The 20,341-nt window shown below is 36.2% G+C and carries 19 protein-coding genes and 1 riboswitch; of the genes, 15 read left to right on the forward strand and 4 right to left on the reverse strand.

Annotated elements, in window-relative coordinates:
• Positions 1-574 (reverse strand): TetR/AcrR family transcriptional regulator C-terminal domain-containing protein (locus HMPREF0077_RS03880; protein ID WP_004836658.1); only part of this gene is annotated, 574 nt, incomplete at its 3' end.
• A gap of 150 nt (positions 575-724) precedes the next feature.
• Between HMPREF0077_RS03880 and HMPREF0077_RS03885 the strand changes: the two genes are divergently transcribed.
• The 9 genes from HMPREF0077_RS03885 (at position 725) to thiE (ending at position 10,285) form a co-directional block, all read left to right on the forward strand.
• Positions 725-1,429 (forward strand): ABC transporter ATP-binding protein, encoded by a 705-nt coding sequence (locus tag HMPREF0077_RS03885; RefSeq protein WP_040349392.1) that lies wholly within the window; start codon positions 725-727, stop codon positions 1,427-1,429.
• A 6-nt stretch (positions 1,430-1,435) separates the two neighbouring features.
• A complete protein-coding gene (locus HMPREF0077_RS03890; RefSeq protein WP_040349393.1) occupies positions 1,436-5,086 on the forward strand; it encodes an ABC transporter permease in 3,651 nt (1,216 codons plus the stop codon).
• Between the two features lie 32 nt (positions 5,087-5,118).
• A riboswitch (TPP riboswitch) is annotated at positions 5,119-5,217 on the forward strand.
• Between the two features lie 384 nt (positions 5,218-5,601).
• The gene (gene thiS, locus HMPREF0077_RS03895; RefSeq protein WP_004836661.1) at positions 5,602-5,799 is read left to right on the forward strand and encodes a sulfur carrier protein ThiS; all 198 of its coding nucleotides are present in this window, start codon (positions 5,602-5,604) and stop codon (positions 5,797-5,799) included.
• 1 nt (position 5,800) lies between these two features.
• Entirely contained in the window at positions 5,801-6,412 is a 612-nt protein-coding gene (gene thiF / locus HMPREF0077_RS03900; protein ID WP_004836662.1) for a sulfur carrier protein ThiS adenylyltransferase ThiF, read from the forward strand.
• Entirely contained in the window at positions 6,402-7,172 is a 771-nt protein-coding gene (locus HMPREF0077_RS03905; protein ID WP_004836663.1) for a thiazole synthase, read from the forward strand. Before thiF ends, HMPREF0077_RS03905 begins: the two co-directional genes overlap by 11 nt.
• Position 7,173: 1 nt before the next feature.
• A complete protein-coding gene (thiH, locus tag HMPREF0077_RS03910; RefSeq protein ID WP_004836664.1) occupies positions 7,174-8,331 on the forward strand; it encodes a 2-iminoacetate synthase ThiH in 1,158 nt (385 codons plus the stop codon).
• Between the two features lie 7 nt (positions 8,332-8,338).
• A complete protein-coding gene (thiW, locus tag HMPREF0077_RS03915) occupies positions 8,339-8,884 on the forward strand; it encodes an energy coupling factor transporter S component ThiW (RefSeq protein WP_040349395.1) in 546 nt (181 codons plus the stop codon).
• On the forward strand, positions 8,853-9,674 hold the full coding sequence (gene thiM / locus HMPREF0077_RS03920) for a hydroxyethylthiazole kinase (RefSeq protein ID WP_004836666.1): 822 nt from the start codon (positions 8,853-8,855) through the stop codon (positions 9,672-9,674). The genes thiW and thiM overlap by 32 nt, the downstream gene beginning before the upstream one ends.
• The gene (gene thiE / locus HMPREF0077_RS03925; RefSeq protein WP_004836667.1) at positions 9,671-10,285 is read left to right on the forward strand and encodes a thiamine phosphate synthase; all 615 of its coding nucleotides are present in this window, start codon (positions 9,671-9,673) and stop codon (positions 10,283-10,285) included. Before thiM ends, thiE begins: the two co-directional genes overlap by 4 nt.
• A gap of 87 nt (positions 10,286-10,372) precedes the next feature.
• On the opposite strand, the gene HMPREF0077_RS03930 is transcribed toward thiE, so the two are convergent.
• Both HMPREF0077_RS03930 and HMPREF0077_RS03935 read right to left on the reverse strand, forming a co-directional pair.
• Complete coding sequence (locus tag HMPREF0077_RS03930; RefSeq protein WP_004836668.1) at positions 10,373-10,618, reverse strand: hypothetical protein; 246 nt, start codon at positions 10,616-10,618, stop codon at positions 10,373-10,375.
• Positions 10,611-11,099, reverse strand: a complete 489-nt coding sequence (locus tag HMPREF0077_RS03935) for a dihydrofolate reductase (RefSeq protein ID WP_004836669.1) — start codon at positions 11,097-11,099, stop codon at positions 10,611-10,613. The genes HMPREF0077_RS03930 and HMPREF0077_RS03935 overlap by 8 nt, the downstream gene beginning before the upstream one ends.
• 278 nt (positions 11,100-11,377) lie before the next feature.
• On the opposite strand from HMPREF0077_RS03935, the gene HMPREF0077_RS03940 reads away from it, so the two are divergent.
• The 5 genes from HMPREF0077_RS03940 (at position 11,378) to tkt (ending at position 18,374) form a co-directional block, all read left to right on the forward strand.
• Entirely contained in the window at positions 11,378-12,466 is a 1,089-nt protein-coding gene (locus HMPREF0077_RS03940; protein WP_004836670.1) for a galactose ABC transporter substrate-binding protein, read from the forward strand.
• A 63-nt stretch (positions 12,467-12,529) separates the two neighbouring features.
• Positions 12,530-14,026 carry a sugar ABC transporter ATP-binding protein gene (locus tag HMPREF0077_RS03945; RefSeq protein ID WP_004836671.1) on the forward strand — a complete coding sequence of 499 codons (1,497 nt, stop codon included), beginning with the start codon at positions 12,530-12,532 and terminating at the stop codon, positions 14,024-14,026.
• Between the two features lie 7 nt (positions 14,027-14,033).
• Positions 14,034-15,065: an ABC transporter permease subunit gene (locus tag HMPREF0077_RS03950; RefSeq protein WP_004836672.1), complete on the forward strand. Its 1,032-nt coding sequence runs from the start codon at positions 14,034-14,036 to the stop codon at positions 15,063-15,065.
• 135 nt (positions 15,066-15,200) lie between these two features.
• Positions 15,201-16,106 carry an N-acetylglucosamine kinase gene (locus HMPREF0077_RS03955; RefSeq protein WP_004836673.1) on the forward strand — a complete coding sequence of 302 codons (906 nt, stop codon included), beginning with the start codon at positions 15,201-15,203 and terminating at the stop codon, positions 16,104-16,106.
• 279 nt (positions 16,107-16,385) lie between these two features.
• Positions 16,386-18,374 (forward strand): transketolase, encoded by a 1,989-nt coding sequence (tkt, locus tag HMPREF0077_RS03960; protein WP_004836674.1) that lies wholly within the window; start codon positions 16,386-16,388, stop codon positions 18,372-18,374.
• Between the two features lie 118 nt (positions 18,375-18,492).
• On the opposite strand, the gene HMPREF0077_RS03965 is transcribed toward tkt, so the two are convergent.
• Positions 18,493-19,185 (reverse strand): GntR family transcriptional regulator, encoded by a 693-nt coding sequence (locus HMPREF0077_RS03965; RefSeq protein ID WP_004836675.1) that lies wholly within the window; start codon positions 19,183-19,185, stop codon positions 18,493-18,495.
• 134 nt (positions 19,186-19,319) lie between these two features.
• Between HMPREF0077_RS03965 and HMPREF0077_RS03970 the strand changes: the two genes are divergently transcribed.
• Positions 19,320-20,336, forward strand: a complete 1,017-nt coding sequence (locus HMPREF0077_RS03970; RefSeq protein WP_004836676.1) for a zinc-binding alcohol dehydrogenase family protein — start codon at positions 19,320-19,322, stop codon at positions 20,334-20,336.
• Positions 20,337-20,341: the final 5 nt, after the last annotated feature.

Consider the following 20,341-nt stretch of genomic DNA (forward strand, 5'->3'; position numbering starts at 1 on the left):
AAGAAACGTAATTATTGATAGCTGCTGTAAGGGAGCTTGTGATGGTGATTTGAATAAAATAATTGATTCTGTCCTTGGAGACGGGATCTTTTTTTGTGATGATTTCTGTGAGTATTCCTGTTATAGCCTCAGTTGTGTAATCTGTTAGGAAACTTCTGTAGGAATCATCAATTATCTTTCCGAGTCTTTCTTCTCCTAAAACTATAAAATTTTTGACGATTTCTTTAAAATCTTTTGCCAAAAATCTCTTTAGGTCCCTTTCTCCGACTGAAAATAAAACATTCCTTAGAAAGGCTTGGTTGTCTTTGATGTAGTCTAGGGTGAAGTCAATGGCCTTGTCTATATCATCTATGGAATCGTAGTTTCTAACCTTCTCGATTGCCTCTTGTTCCAAGGTCCACCTTAATAAGTCGTAGATATCTTCAAAATGATAGTAGAAGGTATTTCTATTTACCTCGCTTTTTTTAATAATTTCTGTGACTGTAAGCTTGGCGAAGGACTTGGTTTTAAGTAGATCCTTTAGACTTTTAGCCAGACTTAGTTTAGTGTTATAAGAGTTTATTTCCTTTCTCATAATTTCTCCTTAGATAAATTTTACCATCAAATACATACATTTGTCTAATAACTAGACACTAGCCTTAAATTAATGATTGTAAGTGCCTATCAAGCTAGTAAATTCTATCTATGAGTTAAGATATTTAATTTTATGAAAGGAATTATTAAGATGGCTTATATAGAAATGAAGAATTCTTATAAAATATATAATGAAGGCAAACAAAATGAAGTAGTAGCTAACAGAGATGTGAACTTTACTATTGACAAGGGCGAGCTTGTTATAATATTGGGTAACTCTGGAGCAGGCAAGTCAACTATCCTCAATATCCTGGGAGGAATGGATACTAATAGTAAGGGTGATGTTATAATTGATGGAAAAAATATAGCGAACTTAAACAAGAAGGAGCTTACTGGCTACAGGCGAAATGATGTAGGCTTTGTTTTTCAATTTTATAACCTAGTTGCAAACCTCACCGCTAAGGAAAATGTGGAGCTCGCATCGGATATTGTTAAGGATGCCCTCGATTCTGAGAAAGTATTAAGGGATGTGGGACTTGGAAAGAGGATGAACAATTTTCCAGCTGAATTATCGGGTGGGGAGCAACAAAGAGTCGCAATAGCTCGTGCTATTGCTAAAAATCCGAAGATACTCCTTTGTGATGAGCCTACTGGAGCCCTTGACTATCAAACAGGTAAGCAAGTTTTAAAGATTCTCCAAAATATGGCGAGAGAGAAAAATGTTACTGTAATTATTGTAACCCACAATTCTGCTATAGCCCCTATTGCTGATAAGGTTATTCATGTGAGAAATGCAAGTGTAGAAGCTATTGATGTAAACGAAAATCCAGCAGATATTGTTGATTTGGAATGGTAGGTTCTTATGAATACTTTGAAAAAAAGCATTAAAAAATCATTCACATCATCTAGGGCTAGGTTTTTTTCTATTTTCCTTTTGATGATGATAGGCTCTTTTGCCCTTGTTGGTCTAAAGGTAACAGGCCCTAATATGAGAGCTACAAGTAGGGATTATTTTGACCAAACTAATCTTTTTGATATAAGTGTAATTGCCTCTATGGGAATTGATAAGGATGATAGGCTAGAGATTGAAAAAGCAAGTGGCGAGGATAAGGTTGAATATGGGTATTTTAAGGATGTGAAAATCTCAAATACCGATACAGCCATAAGAGTTTTCTCTAGGCCAGAGACTATTTCCAAATATATACTTAAAGAGGGAGAAGATTTAAAAAAACCAACAGATATTATTCTTTCTACCAACATGAGAGATACTTATAAACTTGGAGATAAGATTAAGCTAAGTGAAAAGGCAGGCCTTGATGGCAAGGACGTCCTTAAAATTCACACCTATAGGGTGGTTGGTTTTGCTGATAGTGCAGAGTATATGTCTTATGTGAATATGGGGCCTTCAAGTGCTGGAGATGGAAACTTGTCGGGCTTGGCCTATACTTTGGCAGATAATTTTTCTTCTGATTATTATATGATAGCAAGGATTAAATTTACCGATACAGAAAATCTAGATCCTTACTCTGACCTCTATAGGGACAAAATCGAAGCCCACAGCCAAGATTTGGATTCTTTGTTGGAAAAACAAGGCAAGCACAGGCTAGGCCTTGTAAAAGGAAAGATGCAAGATGAGATTGATAAGGCAGAAGCTAAGATTACTTATGCTAATGATGAAATTAAGGATAAGCAAAGAAGGCTAGATGAGGCTAAAAGTAAGCTAGCTAAAGGAAAAAAAGACTTAGAAGAAGCTAATACACGCCTAGAGTCTGCTAAAAATTCCTTAGATCAGGGCAGAAAAATATTGGATGAAAAATGGCTTGACCTTGCTAGTGGCAAAGAGATGCTAGATAAGGGCAAGGATAAGTTGCTAGACTCTAAAAAGCAATTAGATGATGCTAAAGATAAGATTGATGATGGGGCTTATAGGATAGAGTCTGGGGAAAAAATTCTAGCTGGCAAAAAAAGTGACTTAGAAAAAGGTCAAGCTAAGCTGGAGAAGGGAAAAAAAGATTATGAGGCCAATAAATCCTTGTTAGATGAGAAAAATAAGGAGCTTTCTAAGGCTGAGGCAGACCTTGCAACAAAAGGTGCAAAAATTGATGGATTTAGAGCTAAGGAAGAAGAGCTTAGTCAAAGTATTACAAATCTAGAAACTAGCAAGGAAGAACTTAGTAAGAAACTTAGCCAAGAAGCCTTGAGTGATGAAGAAAAGATTAAGCTTGACCAAAAAAACCAAGAACTTTCAAGAAAACTTGCTTACACTAAGGAAGAGCTAGCGAAGCTAGATAAGTTAAAGGAAAGTCGGCTTGATGAAAATAGCCTAAAACAATATGAAGAAGGAAAGAAAATCCTAGAAAGCAAAAGATATGACTTAGATTCTTCTTATGAAAAATTAGCTAGGGCGAAAGAAGAACTAGAAGCTAAGGAAAAAATCCTTATAGAAGGGCAAAATGATATTGAGAAATCATATGCACAGCTAAAGGCTAAGAAAAAAGACATAGATCATGCGAAAGCTAGCTATGAAAATTCCCTAGTTCTCTATCAAAAAGCTAGGATAAGCTATGAGGAAAACTTAGAAAAATACTACCAAGGTCTAAGGGCATGGAAAGAAGGCTTTGATAAGTTATCCAGAAATGATGCGATCTACAGCAAAAACTTAGCTAAATACAAGCAAGCTAAAAAAGAATTGGCAGAAAAAGAAGCTTTTTACCAAGATGGTCTTAGTGAATTTGAGAAAAAGTCTAAAGATGCAAAGGATAAAATCAAGACTGGAGAAGATAAGATAAAAGATGCAAAGAAGGTCATGGCAAGCCTTGAAGAACCAACCTACATGGTTTCAAGCAGAAGAGAGGCCCTTGGTTTCGCAGGCTACACCATCTATCAAATAGTCGCTAATATTGTCGACAAGCTTTCAAATATCTTCCCTGTATTCTTATACTTTGTGGCTTCTCTTGTTACTCTTACAACAATGACGAGATTTGTCGATGAAGAAAGAATAAACAACGGAACCCTAGTTGCCTTGGGCTATGATGATAGAGATGTAATAAAGAAATTTACCCTTTACGGACTTTTTGCAGGTCTTAGTGGAACTCTACTAGGAATTATCCTAGGCCACATTCTCCTACCAAGTATAGTTTACGGTGCCTATGGAAAAAACTTTAGCGTAGCTAGAATGTACCTAAAATTTTATCCAAGGATAAGCGTATTTGCGATAGTTCTTTCTTTGTTAAGTTCAGTCTTACCAGCTTATCTAGTAGCAAAAAAGCAACTTACAGAAAAGCCAACAAGCCTTCTAATGCCAAAGGCTCCTGCCAAGGGTTCATCAATCCTTTTGGAAAGAATCACCCCTATATGGTCAAGTCTTGGTTTTATCCAAAAGGTAACGGCTAGAAACATCTTCCGTTATAAAAAGAGAATGTTAATGACAATTTTTGGAGTAGCAGGGGGAATGACCTTGCTTTTTGCAGGATTTTCTGTTCAAAAATCAATAGCAGGAATCGAAAAAAGCCAATTTGAAGAAATAATCAACTATGATTTAATAGCTTCTTATAAGAAGAATATGGATAAGGATGAGGAAAAAGAAATTTATGACCTACTAGCTTCAAAGGATATCCAAAGCCACTTGCCTATACATTATGAAAAAATGACTAAAAAAGCTGGAAAATTTGGAGATAAACAAGAAATAAATCTCCTAGCCAGTGACAGGATTGATGAGGTCAATAAGTTTGTAGACCTTAGAAATAGGAAAAGCAAAGAAAAAATCAAATTAAATGATGAGGGAGTAGTGATCTCCGAAAGGCTTGCTGACATACTTAATCTTAGGATTGGTGATGAAATGACCCTCCTCGATGCTAATGATGTTGAAAGGAAAGTCAGGGTTTCAGCTATTACTGAAATGTATGCAGGACATTTTGTCTTCATGTCAGACAAATACTACAAGAAGGTATTTGCGAGAGACTATAAGGCCAATGCAGATGTGATTAGCCTAGTAGATGATAGCCTAGCAAATACTAATAAAATAGGTTCGGAATTTATGGATAAGAAAGGAGTTAAGACAGTAGTTTCAAATACTCTTATAGAAAGGCAAACCCAAATTATAGTCCAAGCCCTAAACAAAATCATGGTTTTGATAATACTTGTAGCGACCCTTCTTTCTCTTGTAATCTTATACAACTTGACCAATATTAACCTTCAAGAAAGAATAAGGGAACTATCTACAGTCAAGGTCTTGGGTTTTTATGATAAGGAAGTAACGATGTACATTTATAGGGAAACAATTTTTCTAACCATCCTAGGTCTACTCCTAGGCTACGGACTTGGAGATATCTTGTTTAAATATATCTTAAAAGTTGTACCACCAGCAGAAGTTATGTTTAATCCAGCCCTAACCTGCACATCCTTTATAATTCCGCTTATAATAATCCTTTTAATAACAATAGGCTTGGGACTATTAATCTATCAAAAGCTAAAAAATGTCGATATGCTTGAAGCTTTAAAATCTGTTGAGTAAATATTGAAAAAAATCCAAAAATGTTTTATAATAAAATTAGCTAGGGGTGCAAATAGCTGAGAGATGGATATCCATTAACCCTTTAAACTTGTTAGGTTAAAACCTGCGTAAGAAAGCTAAAAAACAAAGCAAAAAGTTTAAAGACCCCTAGTAGGGGTCTATTTTTATGATAAAAATCATCAATAGAAAATAGACATTAGCTAGTATTTCAATCTGTTAAGATTTACAACTTACTAAAAAGAAAGCACGAAGTGCCTTTCTACCTTTTTCGCCCCCTGCAAGGGTCGTTTGTGGGGTGAAGTTTGCGGGGAGGTTTGGAGGGGGCTTTGGAGGGGGAATCGAAACCCCCTTAAAGCCTCCCTCCAAGAGTACGAAGGCTAGCTGTAGAATGCTACATTATTTTTAGCTAAGATAAGGATAAACTTAATATGTTAAATTGTCATTAGGCACTAAAAGGGGCATACCACCTCGGGTATGGTTATCCTTTTTGTGCCTTTTTTTGAGGAGGTGATTTGATGATTAAATTAAATGATAAGGAAGTTTCTTTTGTAGAAAATGAAAATCTAAGAGAGTTTCTCCTTAGAAATAATTTCAATCCAGACTTTCTAGCCTGCGAAGTTGATGAGAAGCTTGTAAAAAGAGCTGATTTTGATACTTTCCTTATGAAAGATTCTTCCAAGGTGGAGGTGTTCTCCTTTGTTGGAGGGGGTTGATATGGATTTAAGAGAAGAAATTTTAAAAAGACAAAGACCAGAAATTAATGAAATCTTAAAGGGAGCCTCTGTGTCTATTTTAGGTTGTGGAGGTCTTGGATCTAACATTGCTATGGAGCTTAGTAGGTGTGGTCTTGGCAGTGTCTACCTATATGACTTTGACAAGGTCGAATATTCTAATCTCAATAGGCAAAATTATGATATGAATGATTTGGGCAAGTCCAAGGTTTTTCAAACTAAGAAAAAAATAGAGGAAACTATTCCCTACACCAAAGTTTTTGCCGAGGAAATTAAGATTTCTAGGGAAAACTTGGACCAGTTAAGCAAAAAGACTGATATTTTTATAGAAGCCTTTGACAAGAAAGAGATGAAAGCCTTGGTTTTTGATTATTTTTTAGGAAAAAAAGATAAAAAACTCATTATGGGCTCAGGTCTATCTGGACTTGGGAGTCTTTCCGATATAAAAATCAAAGAAATTGAGAATGTGACTATGATAGGAGATTTCAAGTCTGAAGTAGAAGATGGCCTCTTCTTTCCTTATGTTGCAATTATTGCAAGTCTTGAAGCCCTATGCGCTATTAAAATTATCGTAGGAGAAGAAAATGGAAAATAAAGATTATTTAATCTTAGGAGATAAAAAATTCGAATCAAGATTTATCTTGGGTTCTGGAAAATATTCACCAGAATTAATTGATGCGGCAGTAGAATCTGCTGGAGCACAAATGATTACAGTTGCTCTAAGAAGAGCAAACACCAAGGATGTAGCAAATATATTAAACTATATTCCAAAAGATGTGACAATTATCCCAAATACTTCTGGAGCAAGAAATGCAGATGAAGCCATTAGGATAGCAAGACTAGCTAGGGAGATGGGCTGTGGCAATTTTGTAAAAATCGAGATTATGAGAGATACAAAATATCTCTTGCCAGATAATGACCAAACCCTAAAGGCAACCGAAGTTCTCGCTAAAGAAGGCTTTGTAGTCCTTCCTTATATGTATCCAGACCTTAACTTTGCCAGAGATTTAAGAGATGCGGGAGCCGCTTCCATTATGCCTCTTGCAAGTCCAATTGGCTCAAATAGGGGTCTTGCTACAAGAGATTTTATAAAGATAATAATTGATGAGATTGACCTTCCTGTAATTGTAGATGCTGGAATAGGTGTTCCAAGCCATGCGGCTGAGGCTATGGAAATGGGAGCAGCTGCCATAATGGCTAATACTGGAATTGCTAGTGCATCAGATATAACTTTGATGGCAAAGGCCTTCAAGTTAGGAATAGAAGCAGGTAGATGTGCCTACCTTGCAAGACCAGGTAGGGTTTTGGATAAGGGAGCAGATCCATCATCACCACTAAGGGACTTTTTTGACTGATATGAATATTAAAAGTGTTAATGATTATTTTCCAGAAATGGATATAATACAATCAGATATAAAAGATAAGGTCCTAAGGGCCTACGAAGAAGTTAAAGATCTAGAGGTAAGTGAGGGTGAACTTATAGCAAGTCTTAATGCTAGGGATTTGACCGATAGGGATTTCTATAATCTCCTAAGCGATAAGGCAGAAGATCATCTTGAAGAGATGGCAGAGCTTGCCAGGGAAAAGAGGATAAGATATTTTGGTAATAATGTCTGCCTATTTTCTCCAATCTATATAGCAAATTACTGCGAAAACTCTTGTAGATATTGCGGTTTTAGAGCAAAAAGCGATATCAAAAGAGCTAAGCTTAATTATGAAGAGATAGAAGAAGAGATGAAGGCCTTGGCTGAAACTGGCATAGAGGATGTTCTGATCCTTACTGGAGAAAGCGAGAGATTTTCCTCGGTTGATTATATAGCGGATGCTTGTAGGATTGCCAGTAAGTATTTTAAAGTGGTAGGAATTGAAGTTTATCCAACCAATATCGACTCATACAAGATCTTGAAAGAGGCAGGGGCTGATTTTGTTACTGTTTTTCAAGAGTCCTACAACAAAAAAGCCTTCGACTACTATCATCCATCAGGTCATAAGAGAAGCTTTAATTATAGGATTGACACCCAAGAGCGTGCCCTAATGGCTGGCTTTAGGGGAGTTGGTTTTGGTGCACTTTTTGGTTTGGCTGATCCAATCGAAGATGCCTTTAAGCTTGCTATACACGCCAAGGAAATTCAAAAAAAATATCCTAAGGCAGAAATTGCTATCTCCCTTCCAAGGATAAGGCCAACCCATGGAGCAGATGATACTCTTAATTTCAACATAGTTGATGATAAGAAATTCTTCCAAATCATGCTTGCCATAAGAATCTTCTTGCCATTTGTCTCTATCACCCTTTCTACTCGTGAGTCCAAAGACTTTAGAGACCTTGCTGTAAAATACGGGGCAACTAAAATTTCTGCCTCAGTAGACACATCAATAGGTCATAGGTCAAAGAAAAGTGCGGATGAGGGTGACGAACAATTCGAGATAGACGATGCTAGGTCAGCGAAGGATGCCTACGATGACCTAAAGAAAATCGGTATGACCCCAGTCTTTACCGATTATATAAATGTATAGGAGAATTATGGAAAACAAAAGAAAAATTTTAATCTTGGTAACTCTTTCGATGTTTGTAGCCATAGGAGTTGTGATTTCACCTATCCTTAGGTTTGAGGGTTTCGCTCCTACAGCTCACTTTGTAAATATAGTTTGCTCAGTTTTTCTGGGACCTTGGTATAGTTTGGCTAATGGAATAATTACAGCTGCCATAAGGATGAGCCTTTTGGGTATCCCTCCTCTTGCCATAACTGGTCAAGTTTTTGGAGCTTTTTTCTCAGGTTACCTATATAGAAAAAGCAAGGGATCAATCCTTGCCTGCGTTATTGGAGAAATAATAGGCACAGGTATTATAGGCTCAATAGCTTCTTACCCAGTCATGGCCCTACTTTGGGGCAAGGGAGATATAACATGGTATTTCTATCTTCCAAGCTTTTTGATAGCTACAATGATTGGTGGATCAGTTGCCTATATCTTCCTAAAGACCCTCCAAAGGGCAAAGGTTCTATATCCTATCCAAAGGAAACTCGGAGTAAATGTTTATGAAAAATCTAAGTCAGATTTTAATAAATAGGGAAAAATTAAAAGAAACTTCTCCCTTAATCCACGCCATAACAAATCCAATCGCCATAAACATGGTCGCAAATACCATCCTTGGCATAGGAGCTAAGGCAATTTGTGCGGCTCACCCAGATGAGGTTAGTGAAATTGTAAACATGGCAAAGTCTTTGAGCATAAATTTGGGTAATATAACTAGTGAAAGGATGCTTGCCATGGCCAGGGCGGTTAGAAAAGCAAATGAGGTAAAAATTCCTACCGCCATAGATGTGGTAGGTGTCGGAGCTTCAAGCCTTCGCCTAAATTACGCTAAAGACTTACTTGCTAAGGATAATTTCGACTTAATAAAGGGAAATAGCTCCGAAATCAAGGCCCTATGTGGAGAAAAGAGTGAGGCAATCGGCATAGATGTAGGTAGGGCTGATGAAATTTCTGATGAAAATATTAAGGAGCTTTCCTATATGGCAAGAAAGCTTTCTAAAAAATATCAAGCTACTATCCTACTTACAGGAAAGATTGACCTTTTAGTAGATGAGGATAGGTATTTTCTTATAGAAAATGGAGTAGAAAACTTATCGAGGATAACCGCTACAGGCTGTATGCTTACAGGTCTTATCTCAAGCTTTATGGCAGTGGCAGATCCAATTTCGGCTTGTCTAACAGGCCTTTTGCTCCTTGAGGTTTCTTCTGAGAAAGCTGACACTGATAGACTTGGGACTTTCTATGTAAATTTGATGGATGAAATATCAACCATAAGTGACGATGAAATAATCCAAAGAGCCAAAATAAGAGAGGTAAAATTTTGAAAAAACTTTATTTGGTAACAAACTCTGACAAATATACTGAAGAAGAATTTCTTCAAAGAATTGAAGATGCCCTAAAGGGAGGGGTCGACATCCTCCAACTAAGGGAAAAAGATAAGACTGATAGGGAAATTCTAGCTTTAGGAAAAAAAGTAAAAGACCTTTGCGACTCATACAAGGTTCCTATGCTAATAGATGATAAGCCTCATCTCGCCTGGGCCTTGGGGGTTGGAGTTCACCTAGGAAGTGACGATATGCCAATAAGCCTTGCAAGAAAACTATTGGGAAAAGATGCCCTTATAGGAGCGACTGCCAAGTCTGTTGAAGCTGGCAAAAAGTGTGAAGAAGAAGGGGCTGACTATCTTGGAGTTGGAGCTATTTATGAAACTAAGACCCACGTTAAGACCAAAAGGACAAGTGTAGAGACCCTAAGAGAAATTAAAAAAAATGTCGCTATTGATGTTTACGCCATAGGTGGTCTAAATATTGATAATATTGACATCCTACAAGGCTCAGGAGCAGATGGAATCTGCGTGGTAAGGGCGATTATGGATAGCCCAAGGGTACTTGAAGATACAAAAAAATTAAAGGCAAAAATTCAAGAAATTCTATAAATAATTAAAAACCAACTAAGCACAAATATAGCCCCAGCGAGATTTCTCTGTGAAATCTTTGCTAGGGCTTTATATTTCTAAACTAATCTATAAAAATTCTACATCCCTTTCATCAATAACCTTAGAAGGAACGCCAACTCGACAGGCCTCTCTTACATCTTCAAAGCCTTCTAGCCTATCCCTATAATATAGAAATCTCTTGAGATTTGCCATTGATTCAGTTATATTATAAAAAATAAGGCCCTTATATTTATCAGGATTTTCTATCCTATCTCTAATAAGCAAAGCGCAATCTGGGCACTTATCACTAACAAAAATTTCTATTTTACTCATCTATAATCCTCCTATAAACTATATATTGAAAAGATACCCCATTTTCTTCCATAATATCAGATTTACTAATAACTTCCCATCTATCATCTGAATCGAAGTTGTGAAGAAAACTATCAGCAAGCCTTTCTGCATAAATTTTTGTAATAATTGCCTCATCACAAAAATCTAGGAAAAGCTCTACGATTTTTTCTCCACCTATTACAAAAACCTCTTTATCCTTATCCTCTAGGTAGGAGAAGATATCCCTATAATCGTTAAATACCAAGGCGTCTGGGGCTTGGTAAGTCTTATTTCTACTAAGAATAAGATTTTCTCTGTTAGGAAGAGCCCCTCCCATGGACTCATAGGTTTTTCTTCCCATAATACAAATATTGCCACTAGTAAGTTCTTTGAAATGACCTAGGTCTTTTTTTATGTGAAAAAGCATCTTGCCATTCTTGCCGATTCCCCAATTTTTATCAACAGCTAAAATAATTTTCATATAAACTCCTTTCTTTAATTATATCATCACTAACAAGCAAATTTCAGCAAGCGGAAGAATTATCACTAGGTAAACATTATTATTCATTCTTATTCAATATTAAAATAAAGTGTCCAAATGTTTACTTTTGTAGGAAAGTGTTGACAAAATTTCTTTTTTAATATATATTAAAATCATAAAAACAAGCTTAGCATAAAATATGCTTGTAAAAGGCGATTTCAGGGTATAATGTTATAGAACGGGAAATCGTTTATTATAATATTCAAAGGGAGGAATTTATGAATATTAAAAAGTTTACAGGACTAGCACTAGTGATGGCACTTTCACTTGGCCTTACAGCTTGTGGTGGCAATAAGCCAGCTGATGATGCTAAAGAAGAGACCAAAACAGAAGATCAAGCTAAAAAGGATGAGGGAAAGGACGAAAAGAAATCTGATGGCAAGGCTAAGAAAATCGCCGTTCTTCTCTACAATGGATCTGATACTTACATAGCTTCAGTTCGTCAACAACTAGAGAAATTAGATAAGGATGATGATTCAATCGAATTGGTATTCCAAGATGGTCAAAATAACCAAGGTACCCAAACAGACCAACTTAACAATATCATTGCTCAAGGTGTAGACGGAATCTTTATGAATATAGTGGATATTTCTGCAGCTCCAACAGCTATGGAAACTATCAAAGCTAGCGGTATTCCTACAGCTTTCTTCAATAGAGATATGACAGAATCAATGAAGGAAGATGACCTAAAGGACTTCATATTCATAGGAACTGACGCTCCAGAAGCTGGAAAGATGCAAGGACAAATCCTAACAGACCTTTGGAAAAAAGGCGATATGGATAGAAACAAAAACGGAGTTTTGGATTATGTAATGCTCAATGGTGGTCTTGATAACCCAGAAGCTCAAGCTAGAACAGAATTTTCAGTTAAAACCCTAAAAGATAATGGCATAAAAGTAAACGAAGTTGCCTTCCAAGATGCTAAATGGGATACAGATAAGGCAAAAACAGCTATGGATACTTGGCTACAAACAAACCAAGATAACATTGATGCTGTAATAGCCAACAACGACGGTATGGCAATAGGTGCTATCTCAGCCCTTCAAGCAGTTGGAATGAACACAGGTTCATCAAAAGACAACATGGTAGTTGTTGGGGTTGACGCAACTGACCTTGCAGTAGCAGAAATCGACAAAGGCACTATGTCAGGAACAGTTAAACAAGATGCTGAAGGAATGGCAAAAGCTCTAATCGACACAATGAAAAATAGGTTAGCAAACAATGACTTCATTAAAGGAACAGACTATAAACTTGGAGCAGATAAAAAATCAATAAGAATTGACTATCAAATCTACACAGGTAAATAATAAGTAGCACATACAGTCTATATAAGTTTCTTATATAGACTGTAATACTATAAAGAGGAAGATATGAGTAATTTATTAGAAATGAGAGCCATAACCAAGACCTTCCCAGGGGTTAAAGCCCTAGATAAGGTCGACTTTACCTTACAAAAAGGCACTGTTCACGCCTTGATGGGAGAAAATGGTGCAGGAAAGTCTACTCTTATGAAGTGTTTATTTGGTATATATACACCAGATGGCGGAGATATTTACATAGATGGTAACAAGGTTTCTTATAAGGGAACAAAGGATGCCCTAGATAGTGGGGTTGCCATGGTCCACCAAGAACTTAACCAAGTATCTATGAGATCTGTTGCAGAAAATATAATGCTTGGGAGATTTCCTGCAAAGCATGGAATAATAGATAGTAAACAAATGTATAAGAAAACCCAAGACCTCTTTGATAGACTTGGATTAGACTTTGATCCGAAAAAAATTATTGGCAAGTATTCAGTAGCTGAAAGACAGCTTATAGAAATTGCTAAGGCAGTATCTTACGATGCAAAAATTTTGGTATTGGACGAGCCTACCAGCTCCCTAACCGAAAATGAAGTGGAAAAATTATTTGAAATAATAAACAAATTGAGAGCTGAGGGTGTAGGAATAATCTACATATCTCACAAGATGGAAGAGATTTTGTCAATCTCAGATTATGTAACAGTCATGCGTGACGGAGAATTTATAGCAGAAAAAAAGGCATCTGAACTTAGCAAGGATGAAATCATAAGGTTAATGGTAGGCAGAAAGCTTGATTCAACAAGCTTTAATGCTGATAAATATATAAGAGATGAGATTTTATTAGAAGTCAAAAATCTTACAGGAAAATACAAACCATCAGTTACAGATGTAAGTTTTTATCTAAAAAAGGGCGAAGTCTTGGGACTTGCTGGTCTTGTAGGATCTAGAAGAACAGAATTAGTTGAAACAATTTTCGGTATCAGGAAAAAAGCAACAGGCAAGATTATTCTAAATGGCAAGGAAGTGGAAAATAAAAACCCAGAAGAAGCCATAAAAAACGGTTTTGCCCTAGTTACAGAAGAAAGAAGAGCCACAGGTATCTATCCTTACGCAGATATAAGATTTAACTCAACCATAGCAAACATCAAAGCTTATTCAAAAAATGGCATAGTAAATGACAAGGCCCTCAAAGAAAATACTAGTAAGGTAATAGAATCAATGAAGGTCAAAACTCCAAGCCAACACACCAAGATTATGGACTTATCAGGTGGTAACCAACAAAAGGTCATCATAGGTCGTTGGCTTCTAACAGACCCAGATGTTCTTTTGCTAGATGAACCAACCAGGGGAATAGATGTAGGTGCCAAATATGAAATCTACAAACTAATAGAAGAGCTTGCGAGCACTGGCAAATCAGTCCTCTTCATCTCATCAGAAATGGCAGAATTACAAATGATTTGTAATAGAATTATGGTAATGAGTAATGGAAGACTTGCTGGCATAGAAGATAATGATGAAAATTTAACACAAGAAAAAATCATGGCCCTACAGGCTATGTATGTATAGGTGAATTATGGAAAACACAGAAACAAAGAAATTCAATTTCAAAGAATTTATACTAAACAACGCTCTGATTATTATAATTGCAGCCCTAATAGTGGGAATAATTATGGTAGATCCTACCTTTATAACCAATCCAAGAAACATAATCAACATCCTATCGCAAACATCAACAAGGCTTTTTATAGCCCTTGGAACAGGAGGTCTACTAATACTAGCAGGAACAGACCTTTCTGCAGGAAGGATAGTTGGATTTACAGCGGCCATAGCTGGTGCTCTTTTACAATCACCAGGCTTTGCCCAAAAATTCTTTCCTAATATCCAAAAACCATCCCTTCTCCTAGGTCTTTTGGCTGCAGTAGCAATAGGTGCTGTGTGCGGGGCCTTTAACGGATTTGGTGTAGCCTATCTAAAACTACACGCCTTCATAACATCCCTAGGTGTTCAACTTGCTATATTTGGTATCTTGCAATTATTTATAGCTTCAAACCCTTACGGACCTCAACCTATAGGAGGCTTTGATGAAAAATATGCCAATGTAGTAAGGGGAGGGTTCACAATACCTGGAAGTAATTTGCAATTTCCTTATCTGATAATATATGCGGTAATAGCATCAATTATCATGTGGTTTATATGGAACAAAACAGTTCTAGGTAAAAATATGTTTGCAGTAGGTGGTAACCCAGAAGCTGCAGAAGTATCAGGTATAAATGTAACAAAAACCATCATGATAGTCTTTATCATATCCGGTATCATGTATGGTCTATCAGGATTTTTGGAAGGACCAAGACTAGGTTCTGTAACGACAACTACAGGAGAAGCCTACGACCTAGACGCAATCGAAGCCTGTCTTATCGGTGGAGTATCCTTCTCAGGAGGAATAGGAACTATACCAGGCATAGTTTTAGGATCAATAATCCTTCAAGTAATAAACTACGGCCTCCTTTACATAGGACTTAACTCCTATGTCCAAATAATCATAAAGGGTATCCTAATAATCCTAACAGTAGCCCTAGATACAAGAAAGAGAATAAGGAAAAAGTAATTTAAAAAAGACTCTTGAGTCTTTTTTAAATTATCCCGAAGGAAAGTAAGTAATTTTAATAAATTATCTATTCTATAATTGAAGAGCGTAGTAAAATAAAATTAAGTCAATAAATCAAAACATAAAGGAGAAAAAATGCCAAAAGAAATATACCTTGGGGTAGATGGAGGAGGCACAAAAACCGCCTTTCTTCTAGATGTCGATGGCAAAAGATTTAAGTCAAAGCAAATCACCATCCACCCAAAACAAATAACAAGACAACAATTTTTCGAAATAATGAAGCTTGGAGTAGATGAAGTATGTAATAAAGCAGGCATAAAGCCAGAAGAAATCCTCTACACCTTCGTTGCAGCTCCAGGCTATGGTCAATATCCAGATACTGTTAGCTACATTGATGAAGGAATTAGCAAGGCCATAGCTTCTGACAGATTTACTGTAGCTAATGACTGTGTAAATGGCTGGGCGGGAAGTCTTAATGCAAAGCCTGGTATAAATCTTGTCCTAGGAACAGGACAAATTGGCTATGGAGTAGATGAAGAAGGAAATTCTATGAGATCTGGCGGCTGGGGTCCCCTTCTTGGCGATGAAGCAAGTGGTTATTATATAGGCCTTAAAATCCTAAATCATTTCACAAAGATGAGCGATGGAAGATGTGATAGGACAATCCTCTATGACTTAATTAGACAAAGCTTAGGTCTAAAAGATGATATGGAAATAATAGATATGGCAGAAAAAATGAGAAGGGACGAGATAGCTGACCTATCAAAAATTTTCTCCGAAGGCCTAGAAAAAGATGATCCTTATTGCTATCTTCTCCTTGAAGAAATCTCAAAAGAAGCCGCACTAGTAATAGATTCTATAATCAAGGGCCTAAACTTTAAAGGTGAAGTAAAGGTTTCTTATTCAGGTGGCATCTTTAATTTAGGTGAAAAATTAATAAAGAAAATAGAAGAAAATTCCAAAAATCAAATCAAAATTGAAAAGCCATACACAAACCCATCAGAAGGAGCTTTGATTTTGGCTAGATTATACAGGAAATAAGGCTAAAGGCATCAAGAAATTGGTGCTTTTTGTTTATACGTATTGCAACAAGTCTATACTGAGTCTTTTTCCAAAGCTTGAGGAGTTCTTTGCTAGAACTAAAAAACATGTGATTTTATAAGAAATGAAATATTTTAGATAAATGATTTATAGTCTTTCCCTCTAGGTCTATAAATAATAATAAATAGTTAATATTTTCGTCTAAGACCTTTTATATATCTAAAAATACTTGAAATTTATAGTAAAGTATAAGGTAGAACGAATTATAAAGGAGATTAAATGTTTACTAATAATGATACTTTGGCAGTTAATGCTATAAGAGCTTTGTCTATAGCTCAGATTGAAAAAGCAAATAGTGGTCATCCGGGTCTTCCTATGGGAGCTGCTCCAATGGCTTATGTTTTGTATAACAAGATACTAAAGGCTAATCCTAAAAATGCTAAGTTTTTTGATAGGGATAGGTTTATCCTTTCTGCAGGTCATGGTTCATCAATGCTTTATTCTTTGCTTCATCTTTCAGGCTATAAGCTTAGTATGGATGATCTAAAGGAATTTAGACAAATTGGTTCTCTAACTCCAGGCCATCCTGAGTTTGGACATACCGAAGGAGTTGAGGTTACTACAGGTCCTCTTGGTCAAGGTATAGCTCAAGCTGTCGGCATAGCTATTTGTGAAAAGCACATGGCGGCTCTTTATAACAAAAATGATTTAGAAATAATTGATCATTATACCTTCGCTCTTTGTGGGGATGGGGATCTTATGGAGGGTGTCTCCTACGAGGCAATGAGCCTTGCGGGTCATCTAAAGCTTAATAAGCTAATCGTTCTTTATGATTCAAATGGAATCTGCCTAGATGGAGACCTTACAACATCATTTTCTGAAAATGTAGAAGCTAGGGTTAAGGCACAAAATTGGAATTATCTAAGGGTAGAAGATGGAAATAATCTTGATGATATTTACCAAGCTATAGAAACTGCTAAGGGATATTCTAATGCTCCAAGTCTAATAGAAGTTAAGACTGTGATAGGTTATGGCTCTGTAAATGAAGGTACAAATAAGGTTCATGGTGCACCAATCGGTTCAGAAGATTTTGCTGCTGCAAAAAAAGTTTATGGTTGGAATTATGCAGATTTTGAAATTCCAGAAGAAGTCTACCAAGTCTTTAGTGAAGGCATTGCTAAGAATGGTAGAGAAGCAAATGAGCTTTGGGATGAAAAATTAAAATCTTACAAGGAAAAGTATCCAGAAGACTACAAGGAATTAATGGCAGGAATTAATAGAGAACTTCCTGAAAACTTCATGGATAAAGTTAGAAAATACGACTCTTCTATGAAGGCTAGCGCAACTAGGGCATCTGGTGGAGAAATCATCCAAGATTTGGCAAAAATCACTAGAAACTTCTGGGGTGGATCAGCAGATCTTTTCTCATCAAATAAGACAAATATCAAAGACTCCGAAGCCTTTAGAGATGAAAGCCCTGCTGGCAGAAATATTTGGTATGGGGTTCGTGAATTTGCCATGGGAGCAATAGGTAATGGTATTATGGCTCATGGCGGAAGCTTCCACCATGTTTCAACCTTCTTTGTATTTTCTGATTACCTAAAAGCAGCAGTAAGACTATCAGCCCTATCAGGCCATCCTCTAACCTATGCCATGACCCACGATTCAATAGCAGTAGGAGAAGATGGACCAACCCACGAACCAATTGAACAACTTGCCATGCTTAGAGCAATACCAAACACCATAGTCCTAAGACCAGCTGATGCAAATGAAACAAGACTTGCTTGGAAAGTTGCCCTTGAAAGCAAAACAAGCCCAGTAGTAATAGCCCTAACTCGTCAAAATGTTAAAAACTTAAAGGAAACCGAAAACTTAGATAATATTGACAAGGGTGCCTATATCATTAAGGATAGCGAAAATCCTGACCTTATCTTAATAGCAACAGGATCAGAAGTGGCTTTAGCTCTTGATACAGCAAAGGCTCTTGAAGAAGAAGGAAAGAAGATTAGAGTAGTATCAATGCCATCTATGGAACTTTTCAGAGCCCAAGATGAGGTCTACAAGAAGGAAGTCCTTCCAAAAGGAGTAAAGAAAGTATCAATCGAGATGGCGACAACTTTTGGCTGGGCAGAATGGACAGGAGCTTGTGGCCTAAATATAGGCATAGACAGGTTCGGAATTTCTGGCAAGGGAGATTTGGTTCAAGAAGAACTCGGCTTTAGCGTTGAAGCTATAAAAGAAAAAATCGAAAATAAATTTTTCAAATAATAATAAATAAAGACAAGAAAAAAGCGGAAGTAAGATAATAAACAAGCTGATTTCTTGAGTTGCTTATAGGACAACTTTTGAAATCAGCTTAATCTTTTTACTGCCACATTTTATCAAGTTAATTATAACTTTTGAAATAGTCTGGATATTTTTCACTTAACTCATTCATATCATCTACAAGTTCATTTATGTGATTTTTAAGTATTTTTGATGCATTTTCAGCGTCTTTATTAATCATGAACTGCAAGATTTTTTCGTGCTCGTCAATATAATTTTTTTCCCTAATATTAGCCTTTAGCCTAAGGATTCTCATCCTTACCAAGTAGGATGTATTATTTTCGATAATTGAAGGTATTTTTCTATACCCTAGCTCTTCAAAGATAAGATTATGGAATTTATTATCAAGAGCCAACAATTCTTCAAATTCTTTGGAACTGTGCAATATTTTTTCCTTTTCTATAATTTTCTTAAAAACTTCTAAGTTGTCCAAGCAATCTTTCTTGCACACTTCTATAACGGCTTTTTCCTCAAGACTTGATCTAAAAAATAAAAGCTCTTTGCTCATATCAATATCAAAATATGAAATGAAAGTTCCTATTTGAGGCTTTACATCAATAAGTAAATTTGCCCTAAGGCTTGTGAAAGCTTCTCTTACAGGAGTTCTACTCAAATTTAAAAGCTCTGAAATTTGGTTTTCACTTATCTTTTCTCCAGGTTCTAAATTTAAAAATTCTATGTTGTAAACCATGTTACGAATTACATATTCTTTTGTTTTTTCTTTGCTTTTTTTATCTAAAACTTTAAAATTCATTTAATCACCTCCTATATTATATCAGATTTTAATAAAAATATATATTAAGTATTGACATTCTAAGAGGATAATGTTACCCTATAAGTACAAGCATACTAGTATACTAGAATACAAGAAAAATTTTGGAGGAATTTATGAAAGCTGTAAGAATTAATAAGCCTTATGATTTAGAGATTGTCGATTTAGAAGAAATTCAAATCAAGGATAATGATGATGTGAAAATAAAAATTAAGGCTGTAGGAATTTGTGGTTCCGATATAGGAATTTACAATGGCTCAAATCCAATGGCAAAATATCCAAGGATAATAGGTCATGAAATGACTGGCGTAGTTGAGGAAGTTGGGAGTGATGTTAAGAACCTAAGTGTAGGAGATCATGTTGCTGTAGATCCAGTTATAAATTGTGGACATTGCAAAAACTGCAAGACAGGAAGGGTAAACATTTGCGAGGATCTAAAAGTTAGGGGCGTACATGTTGACGGAGGTTTCCAAGAGAAGATAGTAGTTAAAGAGCATCAAGCCTACAAGTTAGATCCTTCTATGCCATGGAATAAGAGTGTGCTAGTTGAACCATTCTCTATAGGATTTCAAGCAAATCAAAGGGCTAAGGTTTCTGAAGGAGATGTGGTATTTGTTATGGGAGCTGGCAGTATTGGACAAACTGTTGGAAGAGTTTCTCAATATTTTGGGGCAAAGGTATTCACATCAGATATGGACCCTAAGAAATTAGAAAGAGCCCAAAAATATGGAATGGTTGCTATAGATGCTAGAAGCGAAGATCCAGCAGAGGTTATTAAAAAATACAATAATGGAAGATTGGCTGATGTAGTTGTAGATGCTATATGCACACCAAAAACATTTGAACAAGCTGTAAAACTTGCAGCAAGTGCTGGTACAGTAGTCAATTTAGGATTTTCTACCCAAGCTTCAGAGATTTGTTCGGTAGATATTACATCTAAGGAGCTCGATGTTGTTGGTTCAAGATTAAGCAATAGGAGATTTCCTGAAGTTATAGAGGGATATAATTCTGGACGCCTTCCTTTTGATGATTTGGTAAGCCATGAGATGAGCTTTGAAGAAGTTGAAGATGCTATAAAGATGATAATGGATAAGGATGTTTATACTGAAAAAGTAATTTTGATGCTAGATTAATTTAG

The organism is Anaerococcus tetradius ATCC 35098 (assembly GCF_000159095.1).
Taxonomy (GTDB): Bacteria; Bacillota; Clostridia; order Tissierellales; family Peptoniphilaceae; genus Anaerococcus; species Anaerococcus tetradius.

Excerpts from the sequence above, each read along its gene's own strand:
- HMPREF0077_RS03885 (WP_040349392.1), top strand. The coding sequence starts at position 725 with ATGGCTTATATAGAAATGAAGAATTCTTATAAAATATATAATGAAGGC.
- HMPREF0077_RS03890 (WP_040349393.1), top strand. The coding sequence starts at position 1,436 with ATGAATACTTTGAAAAAAAGCATTAAAAAATCATTCACATCATCTAGG.
- thiS (WP_004836661.1), top strand. The coding sequence starts at position 5,602 with ATGATTAAATTAAATGATAAGGAAGTTTCTTTTGTAGAAAATGAAAAT.
- thiF (WP_004836662.1), top strand. The coding sequence starts at position 5,801 with ATGGATTTAAGAGAAGAAATTTTAAAAAGACAAAGACCAGAAATTAAT.
- HMPREF0077_RS03905 (WP_004836663.1), top strand. The coding sequence starts at position 6,402 with ATGGAAAATAAAGATTATTTAATCTTAGGAGATAAAAAATTCGAATCA.
- thiH (WP_004836664.1), top strand. The coding sequence starts at position 7,174 with ATGAATATTAAAAGTGTTAATGATTATTTTCCAGAAATGGATATAATA.
- thiW (WP_040349395.1), top strand. The coding sequence starts at position 8,339 with ATGGAAAACAAAAGAAAAATTTTAATCTTGGTAACTCTTTCGATGTTT.
- thiM (WP_004836666.1), top strand. The coding sequence starts at position 8,853 with ATGAAAAATCTAAGTCAGATTTTAATAAATAGGGAAAAATTAAAAGAA.
- HMPREF0077_RS03930 (WP_004836668.1), bottom strand. The coding sequence starts at position 10,618 with ATGAGTAAAATAGAAATTTTTGTTAGTGATAAGTGCCCAGATTGCGCT.
- HMPREF0077_RS03935 (WP_004836669.1), bottom strand. The coding sequence starts at position 11,099 with ATGAAAATTATTTTAGCTGTTGATAAAAATTGGGGAATCGGCAAGAAT.
- HMPREF0077_RS03940 (WP_004836670.1), top strand. The coding sequence starts at position 11,378 with ATGAATATTAAAAAGTTTACAGGACTAGCACTAGTGATGGCACTTTCA.
- HMPREF0077_RS03945 (WP_004836671.1), top strand. The coding sequence starts at position 12,530 with ATGAGTAATTTATTAGAAATGAGAGCCATAACCAAGACCTTCCCAGGG.
- HMPREF0077_RS03950 (WP_004836672.1), top strand. The coding sequence starts at position 14,034 with ATGGAAAACACAGAAACAAAGAAATTCAATTTCAAAGAATTTATACTA.
- HMPREF0077_RS03955 (WP_004836673.1), top strand. The coding sequence starts at position 15,201 with ATGCCAAAAGAAATATACCTTGGGGTAGATGGAGGAGGCACAAAAACC.
- tkt (WP_004836674.1), top strand. The coding sequence starts at position 16,386 with ATGTTTACTAATAATGATACTTTGGCAGTTAATGCTATAAGAGCTTTG.
- HMPREF0077_RS03965 (WP_004836675.1), bottom strand. The coding sequence starts at position 19,185 with ATGAATTTTAAAGTTTTAGATAAAAAAAGCAAAGAAAAAACAAAAGAA.
- HMPREF0077_RS03970 (WP_004836676.1), top strand. The coding sequence starts at position 19,320 with ATGAAAGCTGTAAGAATTAATAAGCCTTATGATTTAGAGATTGTCGAT.